The organism is Variovorax sp. W1I1, from assembly GCF_030815625.1.
GTDB classification, from domain to species: domain Bacteria; phylum Pseudomonadota; class Gammaproteobacteria; order Burkholderiales; family Burkholderiaceae_C; genus Variovorax; species Variovorax paradoxus_C.
Genome location: NZ_JAUSWZ010000001.1, coordinates 6,216,629 through 6,235,568 on the forward strand (window position 1 = coordinate 6,216,629; position 18,940 = coordinate 6,235,568).

The 18,940-nt window shown below is 66.0% G+C and carries 21 protein-coding genes; 18 read left to right on the forward strand and 3 right to left on the reverse strand.

Annotation, left to right across the window (positions count from 1 at the left end; all coding sequences use genetic code 11):
• Positions 1-130 precede the first annotated feature (130 nt).
• The 7 genes from mnmG (at position 131) to QFZ83_RS28955 (ending at position 6,932) form a co-directional block, all read left to right on the forward strand.
• Positions 131-2,089, forward strand: a complete 1,959-nt coding sequence (gene mnmG, locus QFZ83_RS28925; RefSeq protein ID WP_307511834.1) for a tRNA uridine-5-carboxymethylaminomethyl(34) synthesis enzyme MnmG — start codon at positions 131-133, stop codon at positions 2,087-2,089.
• Positions 2,086-2,727 (forward strand): 16S rRNA (guanine(527)-N(7))-methyltransferase RsmG, encoded by a 642-nt coding sequence (gene rsmG, locus QFZ83_RS28930; RefSeq protein WP_307511836.1) that lies wholly within the window; start codon positions 2,086-2,088, stop codon positions 2,725-2,727. The genes mnmG and rsmG overlap by 4 nt, the downstream gene beginning before the upstream one ends.
• A gap of 114 nt (positions 2,728-2,841) precedes the next feature.
• Complete coding sequence (locus QFZ83_RS28935; protein WP_307512836.1) at positions 2,842-3,456, forward strand: LysE family transporter; 615 nt, start codon at positions 2,842-2,844, stop codon at positions 3,454-3,456.
• An 18-nt stretch (positions 3,457-3,474) separates the two neighbouring features.
• Positions 3,475-4,389, forward strand: coding sequence for a ParA family protein (locus tag QFZ83_RS28940; RefSeq protein ID WP_307511838.1), 915 nt, complete (start codon positions 3,475-3,477; stop codon positions 4,387-4,389).
• 42 nt (positions 4,390-4,431) lie between these two features.
• Positions 4,432-4,977, forward strand: a complete 546-nt coding sequence (locus QFZ83_RS28945; RefSeq protein WP_307511840.1) for an alpha/beta hydrolase — start codon at positions 4,432-4,434, stop codon at positions 4,975-4,977.
• Positions 4,977-5,918: a ParB/RepB/Spo0J family partition protein gene (locus QFZ83_RS28950; protein ID WP_013538525.1), complete on the forward strand. Its 942-nt coding sequence runs from the start codon at positions 4,977-4,979 to the stop codon at positions 5,916-5,918. The genes QFZ83_RS28945 and QFZ83_RS28950 overlap by 1 nt, the downstream gene beginning before the upstream one ends.
• 120 nt (positions 5,919-6,038) lie before the next feature.
• Positions 6,039-6,932 carry a CsgG/HfaB family protein gene (locus QFZ83_RS28955; protein WP_306883273.1) on the forward strand — a complete coding sequence of 298 codons (894 nt, stop codon included), beginning with the start codon at positions 6,039-6,041 and terminating at the stop codon, positions 6,930-6,932.
• 81 nt (positions 6,933-7,013) lie between these two features.
• Here the strand turns inward: QFZ83_RS28955 and QFZ83_RS28960 are convergent, their stop codons facing one another.
• Complete coding sequence (locus tag QFZ83_RS28960; RefSeq protein ID WP_307511841.1) at positions 7,014-8,438, reverse strand: FAD-binding oxidoreductase; 1,425 nt, start codon at positions 8,436-8,438, stop codon at positions 7,014-7,016.
• Between the two features lie 83 nt (positions 8,439-8,521).
• Here QFZ83_RS28960 and QFZ83_RS28965 point away from each other — a divergent pair, with 83 nt between their 5' ends.
• Genes QFZ83_RS28965 through QFZ83_RS28975 form a run of 3 tightly spaced genes read left to right on the forward strand, consistent with a single transcriptional unit; the run spans position 8,522 to position 9,980 of the window.
• Positions 8,522-9,022 carry a DinB family protein gene (locus QFZ83_RS28965; RefSeq protein ID WP_306883271.1) on the forward strand — a complete coding sequence of 167 codons (501 nt, stop codon included), beginning with the start codon at positions 8,522-8,524 and terminating at the stop codon, positions 9,020-9,022.
• A 14-nt stretch (positions 9,023-9,036) separates the two neighbouring features.
• The gene (locus tag QFZ83_RS28970; protein WP_306883270.1) at positions 9,037-9,633 is read left to right on the forward strand and encodes a cob(I)yrinic acid a,c-diamide adenosyltransferase; all 597 of its coding nucleotides are present in this window, start codon (positions 9,037-9,039) and stop codon (positions 9,631-9,633) included.
• Positions 9,630-9,980 carry a hypothetical protein gene (locus QFZ83_RS28975; protein WP_306883269.1) on the forward strand — a complete coding sequence of 117 codons (351 nt, stop codon included), beginning with the start codon at positions 9,630-9,632 and terminating at the stop codon, positions 9,978-9,980. The genes QFZ83_RS28970 and QFZ83_RS28975 overlap by 4 nt, the downstream gene beginning before the upstream one ends.
• A 192-nt stretch (positions 9,981-10,172) precedes the next feature.
• Here QFZ83_RS28975 and QFZ83_RS28980 read toward each other — a convergent pair whose 3' ends face one another.
• Positions 10,173-10,811: a GDSL-type esterase/lipase family protein gene (locus QFZ83_RS28980; protein WP_306883268.1), complete on the reverse strand. Its 639-nt coding sequence runs from the start codon at positions 10,809-10,811 to the stop codon at positions 10,173-10,175.
• Positions 10,812-10,970: 159 nt separating this feature from the next.
• Here QFZ83_RS28980 and QFZ83_RS28985 point away from each other — a divergent pair, with 159 nt between their 5' ends.
• Genes QFZ83_RS28985 through QFZ83_RS29010 form a run of 6 tightly spaced genes read left to right on the forward strand, consistent with a single transcriptional unit; the run spans position 10,971 to position 17,175 of the window.
• Positions 10,971-12,155, forward strand: coding sequence for an ABC transporter substrate-binding protein (locus tag QFZ83_RS28985; RefSeq protein WP_306883267.1), 1,185 nt, complete (start codon positions 10,971-10,973; stop codon positions 12,153-12,155).
• Positions 12,156-13,985, forward strand: coding sequence for an ABC transporter permease (locus QFZ83_RS28990; protein ID WP_306883266.1), 1,830 nt, complete (start codon positions 12,156-12,158; stop codon positions 13,983-13,985).
• A gap of 14 nt (positions 13,986-13,999) precedes the next feature.
• The gene (locus QFZ83_RS28995) at positions 14,000-14,578 is read left to right on the forward strand and encodes an OsmC family protein (RefSeq protein ID WP_306883265.1); all 579 of its coding nucleotides are present in this window, start codon (positions 14,000-14,002) and stop codon (positions 14,576-14,578) included.
• The gene (locus QFZ83_RS29000) at positions 14,562-15,410 is read left to right on the forward strand and encodes an ABC transporter ATP-binding protein (protein ID WP_306883264.1); all 849 of its coding nucleotides are present in this window, start codon (positions 14,562-14,564) and stop codon (positions 15,408-15,410) included. The genes QFZ83_RS28995 and QFZ83_RS29000 overlap by 17 nt, the downstream gene beginning before the upstream one ends.
• Positions 15,407-16,252, forward strand: a complete 846-nt coding sequence (locus QFZ83_RS29005) for an ABC transporter ATP-binding protein (RefSeq protein ID WP_306883263.1) — start codon at positions 15,407-15,409, stop codon at positions 16,250-16,252. Before QFZ83_RS29000 ends, QFZ83_RS29005 begins: the two co-directional genes overlap by 4 nt.
• A gap of 32 nt (positions 16,253-16,284) precedes the next feature.
• The gene (locus QFZ83_RS29010; protein ID WP_306883262.1) at positions 16,285-17,175 is read left to right on the forward strand and encodes a VOC family protein; all 891 of its coding nucleotides are present in this window, start codon (positions 16,285-16,287) and stop codon (positions 17,173-17,175) included.
• 22 nt (positions 17,176-17,197) lie between these two features.
• On the opposite strand, the gene QFZ83_RS29015 is transcribed toward QFZ83_RS29010, so the two are convergent.
• On the reverse strand, positions 17,198-17,614 hold the full coding sequence (locus QFZ83_RS29015) for a helix-turn-helix domain-containing protein (RefSeq protein WP_307511842.1): 417 nt from the start codon (positions 17,612-17,614) through the stop codon (positions 17,198-17,200).
• Positions 17,615-17,729: 115 nt separating this feature from the next.
• Here QFZ83_RS29015 and QFZ83_RS29020 point away from each other — a divergent pair, with 115 nt between their 5' ends.
• Positions 17,730-18,320: a dihydrofolate reductase family protein gene (locus QFZ83_RS29020; protein ID WP_306883260.1), complete on the forward strand. Its 591-nt coding sequence runs from the start codon at positions 17,730-17,732 to the stop codon at positions 18,318-18,320.
• 124 nt (positions 18,321-18,444) lie between these two features.
• Positions 18,445-18,888 carry an RcnB family protein gene (locus QFZ83_RS29025; protein WP_013538534.1) on the forward strand — a complete coding sequence of 148 codons (444 nt, stop codon included), beginning with the start codon at positions 18,445-18,447 and terminating at the stop codon, positions 18,886-18,888.
• Positions 18,889-18,940: the final 52 nt, after the last annotated feature.

Below are 18,940 nucleotides of genomic sequence, written 5' to 3' on the forward strand. Positions count from 1 at the left end.
CGGGCCGAAGCGGGCAGTTTGGTATCGCCCTCTAGCTTGCCCACACAACGGGCGCAAGACCGTGCCGCCGATTAAAATTGGCGCCCCTTTTGCGCAGCGCACGCGTCCCAGTAGTGCGCCCCCTTTTCAAATGCTGTACCCCGAAGAATTCGATGTGATCGTCGTCGGCGGTGGCCATGCCGGCACCGAAGCCGCGCTTGCCGCCGCGCGCATGGGCGCCAAGACGCTGCTGCTCTCCCACAACATCGAGACGCTGGGGCAGATGAGCTGCAACCCGTCGATCGGCGGCATCGGCAAGGGGCACCTCGTGAAAGAGGTCGATGCGCTCGGCGGTGCGATGGCGATTGCCACCGACGAGGCGGGCATCCAGTTCCGTATTCTCAATTCGAGCAAGGGGCCGGCCGTGCGCGCGACCCGCGCCCAGGCCGACCGCGTGCTGTACAAGGCCGCGATTCGCCATCGCCTGGAGAACCAGCCGAATCTGAGCCTGTTCCAGCAAGCGGTCGACGATCTGATGGTGGAGGGCGATCGCGTGGTCGGCGCCGTCACGCAGGTGGGCATCGCTTTCCGCGCGCGCACCGTGGTGCTGACAGCGGGCACGTTCCTCGATGGTCGCATTCACGTCGGTCTCGACAACTACCAGGCCGGACGTGCCGGCGACCCGCCGGCGATCAGCCTGTCGGCGCGCCTGAAGGAACTGAAGCTGCCGCAGGGCCGCCTCAAGACCGGCACGCCACCGCGGCTCGACGGTCGCAGCATCGACTTTTCGAAGTGCACCGAACAACCCGGCGACGGCATGCCCGGTGGGGCAGGGCCGATGCCTGTGTTCAGCTTCATGGGCCGCGCCGACATGCATCCGTGCCAGATGGCCTGCTGGATCACTCACACCAACGCGCGCACCCACGACATCATTCGCTCCGGCTTCGACCGCAGCCCGATGTTCACCGGCAAGATCGACGGCGTTGGTCCGCGTTACTGCCCGAGCGTCGAAGACAAGATCAACCGCTTTGCCGACAAGGAAAGCCATCAAATCTTCCTCGAGCCCGAAGGCCTGACCACCAACGAGTACTACCCGAACGGGATCTCGACCAGCTTGCCGTTCGACATCCAGTACCAACTGGTGCGCTCGATGCCAGGGCTGGAGAACGCCCACATCCTGCGGCCGGGCTATGCGATCGAGTACGACTACTTCGATCCACGCGAACTCAAGAGCAGCTTCGAGACCCGCTCGGTCAAGGGCCTGTTCTTCGCCGGGCAGATCAATGGCACGACCGGCTACGAAGAAGCGGCTGCCCAAGGCTTGTTTGCCGGTATCAATGCCGCGCTGCAATGCCGTGGCGAAGATGCCTGGCTGCCGCGACGCGACGAAGCCTATCTGGGCGTGCTGGTCGATGACCTGATTACCAAGGGTGTGACCGAGCCGTACCGCATGTTCACCAGCCGCGCCGAGTTCCGGCTGCAACTGCGCGAGGACAACGCCGACATGCGCTTGACCGAAGCAGGGCGCAAGCTGGGGCTGGTGGACGACGCACGCTGGAATGCTTTCAGCCGAAAGCGCGATGCTGTTTCACGTGAAACAGAGCGACTCAAGTCGATCTGGGTGAATCCGCGCAACCTGCCAGCCGCCGAGTCCGAGCGTGTTCTGGGCAAGGCCATCGAGCACGAATACAACCTGGCCGACCTTCTGCGCCGGCCCGACGTGAACTACGAAACACTGATGTCGCTGGATGGCGGGAAGTACAGCCCCAGCTCGGCCCTGAGCGAAACCGAGATCGAGCAGATCGAGATCTCGGCCAAGTACTCCGGCTACATCGAGCGCCAGCACGACGAAGTGGAGCGCGCCGCTCACTTCGAAAACCTGCGTCTGCCTGTCGATTTTGACTATGGGCAGGTCAAGGCCTTGAGCTTCGAAGTGCGCCAGAAGCTGGACAAGCACCGTCCGGAAACGCTGGGGTTGGCTTCGCGCATCTCCGGTGTGACGCCCGCAGCCATTTCGCTTTTGATGATCCATTTGCGCAAGGGTGGGCACAAAGCCTTCGCCCGTGACTCCGCCACGGAAGCAGCCGCCGAGCCGCAGTCCGCCGAATGAGCGCGCCCATCGACACGCTGCGCGCTGGCGCAGCAGCGCTTGGCGTCACTTTGTCCGATCGGCAGGCCGAGCAGTTGCTGGCGTACGGCACGCTGATGCTCAAGTGGAACAAGGTCTACAACCTGACCGCGGTGCGCGATCCGGCTGGGGTGATGACGCATCACCTGCTCGACAGCCTAGCGGTCATCGCGCCGCTGCGGCGCCAATATCCGGAGCAGGGCAGGTTGCTTGACGTGGGTTCGGGCGCCGGATTGCCGGGCGTGATCATCGCGATCATGCGGCCGGACATTGACGTGAGCTGCCTGGATGCCGTGGCCAAGAAGGCGGCCTTCGTCCAGCAAGTAGCTGTCGAACTGGAGCTGCCCAATCTCCGCGGACTGCATGCCCGGGTCGAATTGCTGGAAGGCAGCTACAACGTCATCAGCTCGCGGGCCTTCGCTTCGCTACCGGATTTCTTCAATGGCTCGAAGCATCTGCTGCCAGGGGACGGTGTCTGGCTTGCCATGAAGGGCAAGATGCCCGGCGACGAACTCGCTGTTCTGCCTCCGGAAGTGGCTGTGTTTCACGTGGAACAACTGACGGTTCCGGGCCTCGACGCCGAGCGCTGTATCGTCTGGGCGCGAAAAGCATCCGTCTGATTCCGTAAAAGATGCGGCACCGCTGGCAAAAGCCGGCGCCCGAACGGCCCTCCGCGCGCCGGCCTCGCTTAGACTCGACGCCTCCCCTTGGCTCTCTTCTTCGAGGCAAATTCCATGTTTGGCATCGCTGACTACGGCGCATTTGTCGCCGCCATCATCCTGTTCCTCCTGATTCCCGGTCCGGGCAATCTGGCGCTGATCACCTCGACCAGCAAAGGCGGAATTCGCGGTGGATTGGCAGCGACGACGGGTGTGATCGTCGGCGACCAGTGCCTTTTGTGGGCTGCGGTGGCGGGCGTGTCGGCGGTTCTGGCCGCTTACCCGACCGCATTCAAGGCGGTGCAATGGCTGGGCGCCGCCTACCTGGCGTGGCTCGGCTTCAAGATGCTGCTCGCCAAGCCGGGCTCGGCGCCGATCCTCAACATCAAGCCGGGTCACTTTTTCCGCCAGGCTTTCATGATCACCTTGCTGAACCCAAAGGCCATCGTCTTCTACATGGCGTTCTTCCCGCTGTTCGTCGACCCGGCACGGCATCAAGGCCTGATCACTTTCGGCGCGATGGCAGTGACGATCGCAGCGCTGACCTTCCTCTACGGCCTGACCTCGACGCTGCTCACGCACTTCCTTGCCGAGCGCATCCGTGCCAATCGCCGAATCTCCGGCACGCTCGAAAAGCTGGCCGGCGTTTTCCTGATTGCCTTTGGCGTCAAGCTCGCGATCTCGCGCTGACCGATCCTCTGAACTGACATGGCCAAGATTTTCTGTATTGCCAACCAAAAGGGCGGCGTCGGCAAGACCACCACCACCGTCAACCTCGCCGCCGGACTGGCCAAGGTGGGGCAGCGGGTGCTGATGATCGACCTCGATCCCCAGGGCAATGCGACCATGGGTTCGGGCATCGACAAGCGCGAGCTGGAGCTGACGGTGTACGACGTGCTGCTCGAGTCGGCTTCCGTGGCCGAGGCGCGCGTCAAGGCCGACAAGCTGGTGGAAGGCGGTTGCGGCTACGACGTGCTGGGCGCCAACCGCGAACTGGCCGGCGCTGAAGTGGAAATGGTGGCGCTCGACCGCCGCGAAAAACGCCTCCGCACCGCGCTGGCGGCCGTCGGTGCCGAGTACGACTTCGTGCTGATCGATTGCCCGCCGAGCCTGAGCCTGCTCACGCTCAACGGCCTGTGCGCCGCCCATGGCGTGATCGTGCCGATGCAGTGCGAGTACTTCGCACTCGAAGGGCTGACCGATCTGGTCAACACCATCAAGCAGGTGCACGCCAACCTCAACAAGAACCTGCAGATCATCGGCCTGCTGCGCGTGATGTTCGATCCGCGCATCACGCTGCAGCAGCAGGTGAGCGAACAGCTCAAGTCCCACTTCGGCGACAAGGTGTTCGATACGGTGATCCCGCGCAATGTGCGGCTGGCCGAGGCGCCGAGTTACGGCCTGCCGGGCGTGGTGTTCGATCCGGCGGCCCGGGGCAGCCAGGCTTTCATTGCCTTTGCGCAGGAACTGGTCGAGAAGCTGCCGCCGGCGAGTGCTTTCGCCTCTGGCGCAGTCGCGCCGCCGATCGCGCCGGTCGACCGCATCGCGCCTGATCTCGCCATTCCTGAAGACGTGCTGGCGCCCGCGCCCGCATCCGATGCCACTCCTGAAAAAAGCCTCTGACGCTTGCCCCGAATCGGCACGGCGCTATCAAGTTCGTAGCAAATGACAGTTTCCCGCATCCTGCTGCTGCCGGGTTGGCAGAACAGCGGCCCCGGCCATTGGCAGACCATTTGGGAGTCGATCCATGGCGATCGCCGCGTCGAGCAGCATGAATGGATGCGCCCACTGCGTGGCGATTGGTCCGCACGGCTCGAGGAAGAAGTGCTGTCGGCCCCCGGTCCGGTGGCCTTTGCCGCGCACAGCCTCGGCTGCATCCTCGTGGCCGCCTGGGCCGCGCATTCGCGCAACACGCACAAGGTAGCCGGCGCATTGCTGGTGGCACCTGGCGATGTGGAGCGCGAGGATCTTCGGCAACTGATTCCGGGCTGGGCGCCGATCGTGCGCCAGCCGCTGCCTTTCCCTTCGCTACTGATCGCCGCGAACGACGACCCTTACTGCGAAGCCTCGCGCTCGCGGCAACTGGCCAAGGACTGGGGCGCACGCTTCGTCGACGCCGGCAAGGGCGGTCACCTGAACGCCGAATCCGGCTTGGGCGACTGGCCCGAGGGCCGGCAACTCCTGAACGACATTTCGAAAGACAAGAACTGATGGCGACCAAGAAACCCAAGGGCCTCGGCCGCGGCCTCGAAGCGCTGCTCGGCCCGACGGCCGCACCCGCCGCCGACCACGGCAACTCGGGAACGGAAGAGGGCGCCGCGCCGCCGAACCCGACCACGCTGATGCTCGACCAGATGGTGGCCGGCGTCTATCAGCCGCGCACGCGCATGGACGAGGGCGCGCTCTACGAGTTGGCCGAGAGCATCAAGGTGCAGGGCATCATGCAGCCGATCCTGGTGCGCCGGCTCGATGCCGAATCGGCGGCCGCCAAGAACGCGGAGTACGAAATCATCGCGGGCGAACGGCGCTTCCGTGCCGCCAAGCTCGCGGGCCTGGAGAGCGTGCCGGTGCTGGTGCGCGACGTGCCCAACGAGGCCGCGGCGGCGATGTCGCTGATCGAGAACATCCAGCGCGAAGACCTCAACCCGCTTGAAGAGGCTCAAGGCCTGCAACGCCTTGTCGCCGAGTTTGGGCTCACTCACGAAATGGCGGCGCAGGCCGTAGGCCGCTCGCGCAGCGCGGCCAGCAACCTGCTGCGCCTCTTGAACCTGGCCGAGCCCGCGCAGCAGATGCTGATGGCCGGCGACATCGACATGGGCCACGCCCGTGCGCTGCTCTCTCTGGACCGCGGCACGCAGATCACCGCCGCCAACCAGATTGCCGCCAAGAAGATGTCGGTGCGCGAGACCGAGGCGCTGGTGAAGAAGCTCGCCGCCGAGTTCACCTTGACGCCGTCCCGCCGCGGCAACAGCGGCGAGAAGTCGCGCGACCTGCAGCGCGTGGAAGAAGAGCTGGCCGACCTGCTCACCGCCGAGGTCGAGGTGCGCATCAAGAAGCGCACGAAGCGCGGCGAAAGCGGCGAGCTCGCGATCCATTTCGGCTCCATCGAAGCGCTGAACGGATTGATCGAACGCATCCGCCGAACGGCCTAGTTTTGAAATCGGGATGGGTCGTTCGTTCGATTGATAACTGCAATCCTTTGCGCGTATCCTCGGCTGAATTTGTTAACTAATGTCTCTGACAATATCTCTGAAACAAGAGGGAGCCCGATCATGAAGTTCACCCAATTCCCGCTCGCGGCTATTGCCGTCGGCGCGCTTCTCCTCACCGGTTGCGCCACCACCGACATGCAGATGGGCAGCCAGTCGGCCAAGACCATGGCCACGGGCAGCGCCGCCGGTTCGGCCACCGCCGGCGAGAGCAGCCAGCTCGAGCGCTGCGAATCGCCGCTCGGCACGGTGTCGCTGATCGAGAACCAGAGCGCGGGCTGGTACACCATCCTCACCGGCGAATACCGCCTGCCGCCTACTGCAAATCTGTTGCGTTTGCTGGTGCAGCAGTCGAACTGCTTCATCGTGGTCGAGCGCGGCGCGGCCGGCATGAACGCCATGACGCGCGAGCGCGCACTGCAGCAGTCGGGTGAAATGCGCGGCGGCAGCAATTTCGGCCGCGGCCAGATGGTCGCTTCCGACTATGGTCTGTCCCCCGAGATCGTGTTCAGCAACAGCGATGCCGGCGGCATCGGCGGCGCGCTCGGCGGCTTGGTGGGTGGCGGCCGTGGCCGTGCGCTCGCAGCCATCGGCGGCAGCATGCAGACCAAGGAAGCCAGCGCGCTCCTGACCCTCATCGACAACCGCTCGGGCGTGCAGGTTGCAGCCTCCGAAGGCAGCGCCTCCAAGACCGACTTCGGCGCCTTCGGTGGACTGGCCGGGCGCAGCGGCGCCGGCGGTCTCGGCGGCTACACCAACACGGCACAGGGCAAGGTGATTGCCGCAGCGTTCATGGACGCCTTCAACCAGATGGTTCGTTCGCTTCGCAACTACAAGGCGCAGACCGTGCGCGGCCAGGGTCTTGGCGGCGGTGGGCGTCTCGGCGTCGATGGCGGTGCAGCACCTTCGCAGACCTACGTGCCGCCGGAGCAGGCACCGGCACGTCGTCGCAAGTAAGAATCGTCGGTCCTTCGGGGCCACGAAAAAGCCCGGCGCTCTCGCGAGCCGCCGGGCTTTTTTATGTGTGACCGAGATCGATCAGAGGCTGAAGATCTTGCCCGGATTCATGATGTTCTTCGGGTCGAGCGCACGCTTGATCGTGCGCATCATGTCGATCGCGCCGACACCCGCTTCAGTCACCAGGAAGTCCATCTTGTGCAGCCCCACGCCATGCTCGCCGGTGCAGGTGCCTTCGAGCGCCAGCGCGCGGCTCACGAGGGCATGGTTCAGCGCTTCGGCCTTCACGCGCTCTTCAGGGACGTTCGGGTCCAGCAGATAGCCGAAGTGGAAGTTGCCGTCGCCCACGTGGCCGACGAGGAAGTAGGGGATGCCGCTCGCATCGGCCTCGGCCACCGAGTCGAGCAGGCAATCGGCCAGGCGCGAGATCGGCACGCAGGTGTCGGTCGAGATCACGCGGCAGCCCGGGCGCGATTGCACCGCTGCGAAGTAGCTGTTGTGTCGCGCGGTCCACAGGCGCGTGCGTTCTTCCGGCGTGCTGGCCCATTCGAAGGCATTGCCGCCATGGCCGCTCGCGAGTTCCTGCACCGTCTCGGCCTGCTCTTTCACGCCGGCCGGCGAGCCGTGGAATTCCATCAGCAGCATCGGCTCTTCGCGCAGGTTCAGCTTGGCGTAGGCGTTCACCATGCGCACCGTGTTCACGTCGATCAACTCGACGCGCGCAATCGGCACGCCGAGCTGGATCGTCTCGATGGTGGTGCGCACCGCGGCCTCGATGCTCGGGAACGAGCAGATGGCGGCCGACACGGCTTCAGGCAGCGGATAGATGCGCAGCGTGACTTCGGTGACCACGCCCAGCGTGCCTTCGCTGCCCACCATCAGGCGCGTGAGGTCGTAGCCCGCCGACGACTTCTTCGCGCGCGTGCCGGTGCGGATGACTTCACCCGCGGCCGTCACCACTTCGAGCGCGAGCACGTTCTCGCGCATCGTGCCGTAGCGCACCGCGTTCGTGCCGCTCGCGCGCGTGGCGGTCATGCCGCCGATGGAGGCGTCGGCGCCCGGATCGATGGGGAAGAACAGGCCCGTGCTCTTGATCTCTTCGTTGAGCTGCTTCCTCGTCACGCCCGGCTGCACCGTGACCGTGAGGTCGTCGGCGTTGATCGACAACACCTTGTTCATGCGCGACACATCGATGCTGATGCCGCCCTGCACCGCCAAGAGGTGACCTTCGAGCGAAGAGCCGACGCCGAAGGGAATGACCGGCACGCTGTGTTCGCTCGCGAGCTTCACGGCATCGGCCACATCCTGCGTGCTCTCGGCGAACACCACGGCCGAGGGCGGCGGCGCATCGAACGAGGACTCGTCGCGTCCGTGCTGCGTGCGCACCGCCATCGCCGTGGAACAGTTGGCGCCGAAGCGCGCCTTGAGGCCCTCGATCAGGCTGGCGGGCACGTCGCGCAGATGAAGCGCCGGCATCAGGTGCGAGGTTTGGGTCGGGGCGTTCATCGGACTTCTCCTGAGGGGCAATGAGGGCAGGGGGGAAAGGCCATTTTACGGAGCGAGCACCATAATGCGCTTCGGAAAAAATGATGAACCCCACGACCCTCAGCGCCCTCGCGGCCTTCCCCTCGCAACTGGAGGCCCACTACGCCGCCATTCCCGAAGCTTTCAGGCATTGGGCGCCGCCTTCGTGGGAGGGCGTGCCCAGCGAGGCCTTCACCGCCATCGAGCAGCTCTGCCATGTGCGGGACATCGAGATCGAGGGCTATCACGTGCGCTTTCGCCGCACGCTCTCGGAAGATCGCCCGACGCTCGCCTCGATCGACAGCGAACCGCTCGCCATCGAGCGCAACTACGGCGCCGCCGATGCGAAGCAGGTGCTGGCCGATTTCCGTCTCGCACGCGCGCAGACGATGGAGATCGTCTCGAGCCTGACCGATGCGCAACTCGCCCGCACGGCCGTCTTCGAAGGCTACGGCCCGCTCACCATGCGAAGCCTCATCCACTATCTCTGCAGCCACGACCAGCAGCATCTGGCAGGCCTGCAATGGCTGGCCGGCAAGATCGACGCATCGACCGTCCCCGCATAACCAGGAGCGCGCCCATGGGCAACCGACTTTCCCAGATCGCCACCCGCACCGGCGACGACGGCACCACCGGCCTCGGCGACAACACCCGCGTGCCCAAGGACCATCTGCGCGTGCATGCGATGGGCGACGTGGACGAGCTCAATTCGCAGATCGGCGTGCTGCTCTGCGAACCCATGCCCGAGGCCGTGCGCGAGCTGCTGGTCGATGTGCAGCACCAGCTCTTCAACCTCGGCGGCGAACTCTCGATGCCGGGTTTCACGTTGCTCAAGCCCGAAGCGCTGCTTCAACTGGACAACGCGCTGGCCGATCACAACGCCGCGTTGCCGCGCCTGGCCGAATTCATCCTGCCGGCCGGCACACGCGCCGCCTCGCTCGCGCACGTGTGCCGCACCGTCGCGCGGCGGGCCGAGCGCGCAGTGGTGGCGCTCGGTGCCACCGCGGAACTCAACGACGCATTGCGCCAGTACCTCAACCGGCTCAGCGATTTGCTCTTTGTGCTCGCGCGCGTGCTCAACCGAATGGACGGCGGCGACGATGTGTACTGGAAGAGCGAGCGCATGGCGCGCGCCGCCGCAGCCGATGCCAACGACGAAGAAGGAAGCCCGTCATGAAGATGTCTACCTACAGCTTGGCCCTTGCGGCAGCGTTCTTCCTGCTGCCAACCGCAGCCGTCCGCGCGCAGAGCGCAGACAACCCGCCCAAAGCCCAGCGCGCCCACACGCTCAAGGCCCCGCCGCGCGACAGCAAGGTGGTGAGCGGCGTGCAGCGCGGTACCAACGCAGCAGGCCGCGGCATCGACCGCGCCGACAGCGCCACGCGGCGCGGTGTCAACAACGTCTCGGCCCGCGCGAGCCGGCCGGTGCGCAACGTGGGCGAGGCCTTCGGCCGCAAGCTCGCGCCGGGCTCCAGCGGCCGTGCGGCACCGCCGCCGGTGGGGCCACAGGGCAACGCGCCCTGATCGAAGAGGCCTCTGTTCGGGGCGGCGCTCACGCCGACGGTGGGCTCTGTTTCGCGAATGTCCCCCGCCTTCGGCTCCTCCTTGATTTCGCGAAACAGAGCCCACCATCAGCGCGAGCGCTTTCAGGGCAGTCGGTGATTCGCTGTTCAACCAGAGCGTGCCCACCTGCTGCAGGCGGCCGTCTGAGCCTCTTCAGCGCCAGCCCGCAGCCTTGAACTGATCTGCGAGCAGCTGCGCAACCTTCGCGTAGCCCTGTGCATTGGCGTGGATGCGGTCCGAGCGCAGCGACGCATCCGACAGCACGCTCGAATACACATTGGCGACGAGCAGCGCCTGCCCCGACTTCGCGACCTCTTCGTAGAACGGCGCATCGCTGAGCGAGCCGACGAACGCACGCATCGCGTCGGGCGCAGGCGTCGCCAGCAGCGCGACATGCGGCGTGTGCTCGCGCGCCTCTTTCACGAGCGCCGCGATGTTGTCGCGCGTGGCCGAGGCCGACACGCCGCGCAGCATGTCGTTGCCGCCGATGCCGATCAAGATCGCGTCGTAGCTGCCCGCGGCCAGCAGCGACGGCAGGCGCTGCAATGCGCCGGCCGAGGTGTCGCCGTTGACGCCCGCGTTCTCGATCTGCCAGCCGGTGATCTCGCCCAGCTTCACGGGCCAGGACGCGTCGGGCGATGCGCCGTAGCCGAAGGTCAGGCTGTCGCCGATGGCCAGCACGCGGGCATCGGATTTGAGCGCGGCGGTGGAGGGCTTGCGTTTGCCGCAGGCGGCCAGCGCGGCCGCGGCCGGCACGCCGCACATCAGGTGGAGGAGGTGTCGTCGATTCATGGAGCGCGCAGCTTAAACGCGGCTGGTGCACCCGCCTGCATTGACCCTTTGCTTGCTCGGAAAGTGCATAAGCCTCTCCGTTTTTTTTCGTTCCCCGACTGGGAGGCGCGGCGAAAAATCGTTGCCCTGCACGTTCATTCATCACCGAGGTCCGACGCCATGCCGCTGCTCCATCGCCATCGCTTTCTGCGCCATGTGGTCGCACTCTCCGCCGTGTTGCTGGCCACGCCCTTCGCAGCCCTTGCCGCACCCGCCACCGGCGAGCCGGTGTGGTTCGGTGTGAGCGGCCCGCTCACCGGGCAGAACGCGCAGTACGGCGCGCAATGGAAGGCCGGCTTCGACCTCGCGCTCGACCACATCAACGCACAGGGCGGCATCCACGGCCGGCCGCTGGCCTACAACTTCGAAGACAGCCAGAGCGATCCGCGCCAGTCGGTGGCCATTGCCCAGAAGCTGGTGAACGACAAGCGCGTGCTCATAGAGCTGGGCGATTTCTCCAGCCCGGCATCGATGGCCGCCTCGCCGATCTACCAGCGCGCAGGCCTCGTGCAACTGGGCTTCACCAACTCGCACCCCGACTTCACCAAGGGCGGCGACTACATCTGGAGCCCGTCGATCAGCCAGGCCGATGCGCAGCCGCTGCTTGCCGATCTCGCGGTGAAGAACCTGGGCTTCAAGCGCATCGCGGTGCTCTACCTCAACACCGACTGGGGCCGCACCAGCAAGGACGTGCTGGTGAAGGCCGCGCAGGAGCGCGGTGCGCAACTCGCCATCGCCGAGGGCTACCAGCCCGACGAGAAGGACTTCCGCTCGACGCTGGTGCGCGTGCGCGACGCCAACCCCGACGGGCTGGTGCTCATCTCCTACTACCCCGACGGCGCGCTCATCGCGGGCCAGGTGCGCAGCGTGGGCTTGAAGCAGCCGATCGCGGCGGTGGGCTCGGTGTATTCGCCGAAGTTCATCGAGCTCGGTGGCGCGGCCGTGAACGGCATCCACACCAACACCGCTTTCTTCCCCGAGGAGCCACGCGCCGAGGTGCAGGAGTTCGTGAAGAGCTTCCGCGCCAAGTACAGCAAGGAGCCGGACGCCTTCAACGCCTACGCTTACGACGCCGTGGTGTACGCGGCCGCCGCGCTGCGCCAGGCTGGCCCGAAGGCCGACCGCAAGGCGGTGCGCGATGCGTTCTACAAGATCAAGGACGTGCCCAGTGTGATCTTCGGCAAGGCCAGCTTCGACGCGCAGACGCGCCGCGTGGTTGGCGTCAAGAGCGTGAACCTGGTGGTGAAGGACGGCAAGTGGGCGCAGATCGACGAGAAGACAGGGGCGGTGGCGTTGGCCAAGTAAATGAGCTTCACCTCGTTCTTCGACTACACGGTCAACGGGCTGATCATCGGCAACATCTATGCGTTGCTGGCGGTCGGGCTTGCGCTGATCTTCGGTGTCTCGCACCTGATCAACTTCGCGCACGGTTCGGTCTACACGGTCGGCGCATACATCGGCTGGGCGAGCATCACCTACCTGCACACGCCGCTGCCCGTGACCATCGCGCTCGTGGTGCTGGGCTCGGGCGCGCTCGGCATGCTGATCGAGCGCGTGGGGCTCAGGCCATTGCAGGGCGCCGCGCGCATCGCGCCGCTGCTGGCCACCATCGGCATCAGCTTCGTGCTCGACATCCTCGTGCAGCTGGTCTTCAGCCCCGACCCGCGCTCGCTGCCGACGCAGTTGCCCGACTGGCGCCTCAAGATCGGCACCGGCACCATCGGCGCGCTCGACCTTTTGATCGCGGGCATCGGCTTCGCGAGCGCGGCCGTGCTGTTCGTCTTCCTGCGTTTCACGAAGCTCGGCTGGGCCGTGCGCGCCACCGCGCAGGACCGCGATGCGGCGCAGCAGATGGGCGTGGACGTCGATCGCGTGAACCAGACGGTATTCGCCATCGCTGCCGCGCTGGGCGGGCTCTCGGGCCTCTTGGTGGGCATGTACTACAACAACATCAGCCCGGCGATGAGCTTTCAGGCGACGCTCAAGGGCGTGGTGGCCACCGTCGTCGGTGGCGTGGGCAACGTGCCGGGCGCCATCGTCGGCAGCCTGTTGCTGGGGTTGATCGAGAGCTACGGCGTGGCGATCCTCGGCACGCCGTATCGCAACCTCTTCGCCTTCGCGCTGCTGCTGGTGATCCTGGTGTGGAAGCCGAACGGCCTCTTCGGACGCAAGCGCGCGTTGCCACCTGAGCCGTTGACCGGCACCTTCATCGCGCCGAGCAAGCCGTGGCATGTGCCGCGCAGGTTGCTGCTCGCGCTCTTCGCCGCGGCGGTCGCCTTGCCGTTCTTCGATCCATCGCCGTACCTGCTGCAGACGCTCACCAATGCGTGGCTCTACGGCGCGCTCGCGTTGAGCCTCACGCTGGTCGCCGGCACCATCGGGCAGATCTCGCTCGGCCATGCAGGGCTGCTGGCCATCGGCGCCTATGCGTCGTCGCTGCTGGTGCTCGACCTGCACCTGCCGGTCGGCACGGGCATCGTGCTCGCGGGCATCCTCACCTCGCTGATCGGCACCGCGCTGATCTTTCCAGCCTTCCGACTGCGCGGCCACTACGTGTCGATCGCCACGCTGGGCATCGGCGAAATCGTGGCGCTCACCATCCTCAACTGGGAAAGCCTCACGCGCGGGCCCATCGGCGTCTCGGGCATTCCGCCGCTCTCGCTGTTCGGCCGCGACGCATCGTCGAACGAAGCCGTCTACTGGGCCTCGTTCGGCGCGATGGTGCTGCTGGCCTTGCTGCAGTGGCGCCTCTTGCGCTCGCACCTGGGCCGCACCTTCCGCGCCGTGCGCGAAGACGAAGTGGCTGCGCGTGCCTACGGCGTGAGCCCCGACCGCTACAAGGCGCTCGCCTTCGGCTTCGGCGGCTTCGCGGCCGGCGTGAGCGGCGCCTTCACCGCGCACATGTACTCGTACATCAATCACGAGACCTTCGGCTCGCAGATATCGATCCTCGCGCTCACGATGGTGATCCTCGGCGGGCTCGGGAACATCAGCGGTGCATTGCTCGGCGCGGTCGCGCTCGTCAGCCTGCCGGAGCTGTTCCGCGTGACGGCCGAGTACCGCATGTTGATCTACGGCATCGCGCTGCTTCTCTTGATCCGCTTCCGCCCGCAAGGTCTGCTGGGCACTGTCTGAAAGAACCAAACACCATGAGCCACCTCAACGACTACCTCGCCGAGAAACGCGCCGCCGTGCTGGCGCGCAATGCCGCTGTCGAAGCAGGCACTGCGCAACCCGTGCAACTCAAGGCCAGCGTGAAAGCCGAGGGCCGCAGCGGTGTGCGGCGCCTGCGCATCCGCGAGCACCAGGTCATCAGCGACAGCCCGCCCGATTTCGCGGGCTACAACCTCGGGCCCAGTTCGCCCGAACTGCAGCTTGGTGTGCTCGGCACCTGCGTCACGCACATCTTTTTGATCCAGGCAGCAGAGCGCCAGGTGCCGCTCGAAAGCCTCGAGGTGGAAGTGACCGGTCTCATCGATCCGCGCGGCGGCAAGCCCGGCCACGAGCAGACGCCGATCTGGCCGCACGAGATCGGCTACACGGTGCACATCGATTCGCCCGCGAGCCGCGAAGAGATCGATGCGCTGTTCGAAGCGGTGGAGCGCAACTGCCCGATCCTCAACCTGCTGCGCAATCCGCAGACGATTCGCGCCGAGGTGAAGCTCATCAACTCGAAGGCGGAAGCGGCGAATGCACCGCAGGAAGCGGGCGATGCCGTCGCTGCTTGAGATCCGCGGCCTCACGCGCCGCTTCGGCGGGTTGACTGCGGTGAACGCCGTCGATCTGCAGGTGGGCGAGGGCGAGCTGCTCAGCGTGATCGGGCCGAACGGGGCAGGGAAGACCACGCTCTTCAATCTCGTGACCGGCCTCGATCGGCCCGATGCGGGGCAGGTGCTTTTCGACGGACAAGACATCACCGGATTGCCTGCACAGCAACTCGCGCAACGCGGCCTCGCGCGCACCTTCCAGCATGGCCGCGTGTTCGCGAATCTTTCGGTGCTCGACAACGTGCTGGTCGGCGCGCACACGCGGTTGCGCGCCGTAAAACCGCGCGTCGGCGGCGTGCCGGGCCTGGGTGCCCTGGCCGAGCTGGCGCTCGCGCTGCTGCAGCCTTCCGCCGTGCGGCGCGAAGAAGAAGCGCTGCGGAACGACGCGCTCGAAATCATTGCGCTCTTCGGCGAACGGCTCGCTCCGCGCATCGATCATCCGGCGTACAGCCTTTCGTACGCGAACCGCCGCCGCGTCGAGATTGCACGCGCGCTCGCGCTCAAGCCGCGCCTGCTGCTGCTGGACGAACCCACGGCCGGCATGAACGAGAGCGAGACCGCGGAGATGCTGGAGATCATTCGCGGCCTCAAGTCGCGCGGCCAGACGATCTTGCTGATCGAGCACAAGCTGGACCTAGTGATGCAGCTGTCCGACCGCGTGGCCGTGCTCGATGACGGACGCAAGATCGCCGAGGGTTTGCCCAACGATGTGCGGAACGACCCCGCGGTGATCGAGGCCTACCTTGGCCATCGCCACGTCGGTCAGACAAACACGGAGGCGGCTCTCGCATGATCGCCACCGTCGCCCGCACGGGTCTTCCTCCTTCGTCGCTATGGGGCGAGAACCGCGACGAGGGGGTGCCCGAACGCGCCACCGCGCCAGCATCCATCGACGCGAAGCAACCACTGCTCCAACTGCGCAAGGTCAACAGCTTCTATGGTCCCGTTCAGGCGCATTTCGACCTCGACATCGAAGTGCGCAAGGGCCAGATCGTGAGCCTGCTCGGCGGCAATGCGAGCGGCAAGTCGACCACGATGAAGATCGTGCTCGGCCTGCTCAAGCCGCGCTCGGGCGAAGTGAATTTCAACGGCGAATCGATGCTCGGTCTCGGTACGCCGCAGATCATCCGCAAGGGCATTGGCTCGGTGCCCGAGGCGCGCCGCCTGTTCCCCGCGATGACCGTGCGTGAGAACCTGCTGATGGGCGCCTATGCGCGCAGCGACCGCAAGGCGGTGGCCGAAGACCTCGAACGCATGCTCGAACTGTTCCCGCGCGTGGCCGAGCGCATCGAGTTCCAGGCCGGCACGCTCTCGGGCGGCGAGCAGCAGATGGTGGCGATGGCACGCGCGCTCATGGGCCGGCCGCAACTCATTTGCATGGACGAGCCGACGATGGGCCTGTCGCCGCTGTACGTCGACAAGGTGCTCGAACTCATCTCGCGCATCAACGGGCAGGGCGTCTCGGTCTTCATGGTCGAGCAGAACGCGAGCCTTGCATTGCAGATCGCGCACCACGGGTATGTGCTGCAGACCGGGCGCATCGTGCTCTCGGGGCGGGCGCGTGAGCTGTTGGCCGATGCGCGCATTCGCGATGCCTATCTCGGCGGCGAGGGCGCTGCCCGCACCGCCTCCTGAACGAACGAACGCACACAGGGAGAACCAAAGTCATGTCATTGAAACTCGACCACATCGTGATCGCCGTGCACGACCTCGAACGCACCATCGCCGACTACGGCGCGCTCGGCTTCCACGTGGTGCGCGGTGGCGCGCATCCAGGCCGCGCCACGCACAACGCGCTGGTGGTGTTCGGGGACGGCAGCTACTTCGAGCTGATCGCATGGCGCGAGCCGTCGCCGACCGAACGCTGGTGGCAGCTGTTGCAGTGGCATGGCGAAGGCATCGTCGATTTCGCGCTGCTGCCGCGCAGCACTGCGGTCACCGTGGCCGATGCGAAGGTGCGTGGCCTCGCGCTCGACGGCCCGCTCGATGGCGGCCGCGTGCGCCCCGACGGCGAGCGCCTGCGCTGGCAGACGGCGCGTGCGCCTTCGGCCGATCTGCCTTTCCTGTGCGGCGATCTCACGCCGCGCCATCTGCGCGTGCCCGAAGGCGAGGTGCGCGTGCATGCCAACGGCGTGCTCGGCGTGGCAAGCCTTGCGGTCGCGGTACGCGATCTCGACGCCACGCTCGCACGCTACCGCGCGCTGCTCGGCACCGTGCCCGACGATGCAGCCACGCACATCGGCGAGCCGGTGGCCGTGCCCGGCAGCAACGTGCGCGTGGCGGTCATCGCGCTGGGCAGCAGCGTGCTGGTGCTGTCGTCGCCGCGCGAGAACGCTGGTGTCGAGAAGGAGGGCGGCGATCCGCTCGCGCAGCGGCTTGCGGCGCGCGGCGAAGGCCCGTACGCGGTGGTGCTGCATACCGAGGCGCCGAAGTCGACCGGCGTGCTCGACCTGGCGGGCACCCACGGTGCGTTGATCGAGCTCGACCTCCCGCCGGTGGACCTGCACGTGAAGCACGGCGCGCGCAGCCAGCGGGTCAACAGTATGGTCGGAGGCTGAGAGGCTCAGGCCTCGCTGGAGGCTAGCCCAGGTGCGCCTTGCGGAGCGCCGCTTGCATCTTCTTCTGCAGCGCCGGCCCGCCTTTCTCCAACGCCGCCGCGGGCGCGCCGCTCTCCTTGGTGGCCGGCGTGTACTTGCGCCCCCAGATGCCGATCTGCGTCACCACCGGCAGCAGGTCGATGCCCATCGGCGTGAGGCTGTAGATGGCCTTCTGCTTGTGGGTCGGGTCGTCGGTCTTGCTGAGCACGCCGTACTCGACGAGCTTGCCGAGGCGCTCGGTCAGGATGTTCGAGGAGATGCCTTCCTCGGACTGCAGGAACTCCCTGAAATGCCGCTTGTCGGCAAACATCATGTCGCGAACGATCAGGAGGCTCCAGCGGTCGCCGAAGACTTCGAGCGCGAGGTTGATCGGGCAGAGCGATTTCTGTGCGGTGGCCATCGGGACTTCCGGTGCGGTTAAAAAACTGCTTGCATTTTCGCATCGGTTTGAGAATACTGCGGACTGCTTGCATTTCAAGAGCAGTTATTCCAGCCGACCCTTAAGGAGAGCCACCATGCGAAAGCTCATATTGCAGATGCAGATGTCCGTCGATGGCTACGTCTCGCCGGCCAACGGCAACCTCGACTGGCAGGTCTGGGGTTGGGGCGATCGCTGGGCCTGGGACGACAAGTTGAAGGCGTACTTCAACGCTGTCTTCGAAAGCGTCGACACGATTCTGTTGAGTCGCAAGATCGTGGAAGAGGGCTATCTCGATCACTGGGGCCGTGCGGCGAAGAACTATCCGGCCAACCCGCAGTTCGCCTTCGCGCAGAAGGTGGTCGATGCGCAAAAGGTCGTGCTCACCGACAAGCTGAAAGCATCGCGCTGGGAGCGGACCGTCATCGCGCGCGGCGGTCTGGTCGAAGAGGTGAATGCGCTCAAGCGCGAGGAGGGCAAGAACATCCTCGTCATCGGTGGTGTCGGCTTCGCGTCGTCGCTCGTGACCGAAGGACTGGTCGACGAGTTCCAGTTCTTCGTGAATCCGACGGCCGTGGGCGCCGGTCGCTCGGTGTTTCACGACCAGCGCAAGGGGCACAAGCTGCGCCTGCTCGGATCGGCTGGCTACGAATGCGGCGTCGTGGTCAACCGCTACACGCCGCAGTGAAGGACAACGCGCCGCCCCGATACCAGCGCTTACCTGATTTCACCTGACGGCGACCTGAAGTGAGCCGGCCAGACACAACGGCGGAACACAATGAACTCGTCATCAACGCATGAAGGAGTTCCAGATGAACATCAATTCGAAGAGCATGGCCGTCGCTGCTGCGGCGCTCGCGATGTGCATGGCAGCGGGAAGCGCCTTTGCGCAAGACCGCCGCTTCGACGGCCGGCCCGGCGACGATCGCAACGGACGTGCCGAGCAGAGGCACGACGACCGTCGGGGCGATCGCAATTTCGATCGCCGTGGTCCGCACCGTGATTACCGCGGCAACCAAGACTTCCGCGATGGTCGCCAGTTCGACCGCCGCGGGTTCCCGCAGCCGCATGCCGAATGGCGCCGCGGTGGCCGCGTACCGGCCGAGTACCGTGGCCGCAACTACGTGGTGAACGACTACCGTGCGTACCGCCTGCAGCCGCCGCCCCGCGGTTACCAATGGGTCGGGGTGGGTGGCGACTACGTGCTCGCCGCCATTGCCACCGGGCTGATCGCTCAGATCATCGCGGGCCAGTAAGCAAGCCGCGCGGCGCGAGCCGCATGCGAAACCGCCACAGGTCACTGTGGCG

Coding starts and splice junctions, on each gene's coding strand:
- mnmG (WP_307511834.1), top strand. CDS start 131: ATGCTGTACCCCGAAGAATTCGATGTGATCGTCGTCGGCGGTGGCCAT.
- rsmG (WP_307511836.1), top strand. CDS start 2,086: ATGAGCGCGCCCATCGACACGCTGCGCGCTGGCGCAGCAGCGCTTGGC.
- QFZ83_RS28935 (WP_307512836.1), top strand. CDS start 2,842: ATGTTTGGCATCGCTGACTACGGCGCATTTGTCGCCGCCATCATCCTG.
- QFZ83_RS28940 (WP_307511838.1), top strand. CDS start 3,475: ATGGCCAAGATTTTCTGTATTGCCAACCAAAAGGGCGGCGTCGGCAAG.
- QFZ83_RS28945 (WP_307511840.1), top strand. CDS start 4,432: ATGACAGTTTCCCGCATCCTGCTGCTGCCGGGTTGGCAGAACAGCGGC.
- QFZ83_RS28950 (WP_013538525.1), top strand. CDS start 4,977: ATGGCGACCAAGAAACCCAAGGGCCTCGGCCGCGGCCTCGAAGCGCTG.
- QFZ83_RS28955 (WP_306883273.1), top strand. CDS start 6,039: ATGAAGTTCACCCAATTCCCGCTCGCGGCTATTGCCGTCGGCGCGCTT.
- QFZ83_RS28960 (WP_307511841.1), bottom strand. CDS start 8,438: ATGAACGCCCCGACCCAAACCTCGCACCTGATGCCGGCGCTTCATCTG.
- QFZ83_RS28965 (WP_306883271.1), top strand. CDS start 8,522: ATGAACCCCACGACCCTCAGCGCCCTCGCGGCCTTCCCCTCGCAACTG.
- QFZ83_RS28970 (WP_306883270.1), top strand. CDS start 9,037: ATGGGCAACCGACTTTCCCAGATCGCCACCCGCACCGGCGACGACGGC.
- QFZ83_RS28975 (WP_306883269.1), top strand. CDS start 9,630: ATGAAGATGTCTACCTACAGCTTGGCCCTTGCGGCAGCGTTCTTCCTG.
- QFZ83_RS28980 (WP_306883268.1), bottom strand. CDS start 10,811: ATGAATCGACGACACCTCCTCCACCTGATGTGCGGCGTGCCGGCCGCG.
- QFZ83_RS28985 (WP_306883267.1), top strand. CDS start 10,971: ATGCCGCTGCTCCATCGCCATCGCTTTCTGCGCCATGTGGTCGCACTC.
- QFZ83_RS28990 (WP_306883266.1), top strand. CDS start 12,156: ATGAGCTTCACCTCGTTCTTCGACTACACGGTCAACGGGCTGATCATC.
- QFZ83_RS28995 (WP_306883265.1), top strand. CDS start 14,000: ATGAGCCACCTCAACGACTACCTCGCCGAGAAACGCGCCGCCGTGCTG.
- QFZ83_RS29000 (WP_306883264.1), top strand. CDS start 14,562: ATGCCGTCGCTGCTTGAGATCCGCGGCCTCACGCGCCGCTTCGGCGGG.
- QFZ83_RS29005 (WP_306883263.1), top strand. CDS start 15,407: ATGATCGCCACCGTCGCCCGCACGGGTCTTCCTCCTTCGTCGCTATGG.
- QFZ83_RS29010 (WP_306883262.1), top strand. CDS start 16,285: ATGTCATTGAAACTCGACCACATCGTGATCGCCGTGCACGACCTCGAA.
- QFZ83_RS29015 (WP_307511842.1), bottom strand. CDS start 17,614: ATGGCCACCGCACAGAAATCGCTCTGCCCGATCAACCTCGCGCTCGAA.
- QFZ83_RS29020 (WP_306883260.1), top strand. CDS start 17,730: ATGCGAAAGCTCATATTGCAGATGCAGATGTCCGTCGATGGCTACGTC.
- QFZ83_RS29025 (WP_013538534.1), top strand. CDS start 18,445: ATGAACATCAATTCGAAGAGCATGGCCGTCGCTGCTGCGGCGCTCGCG.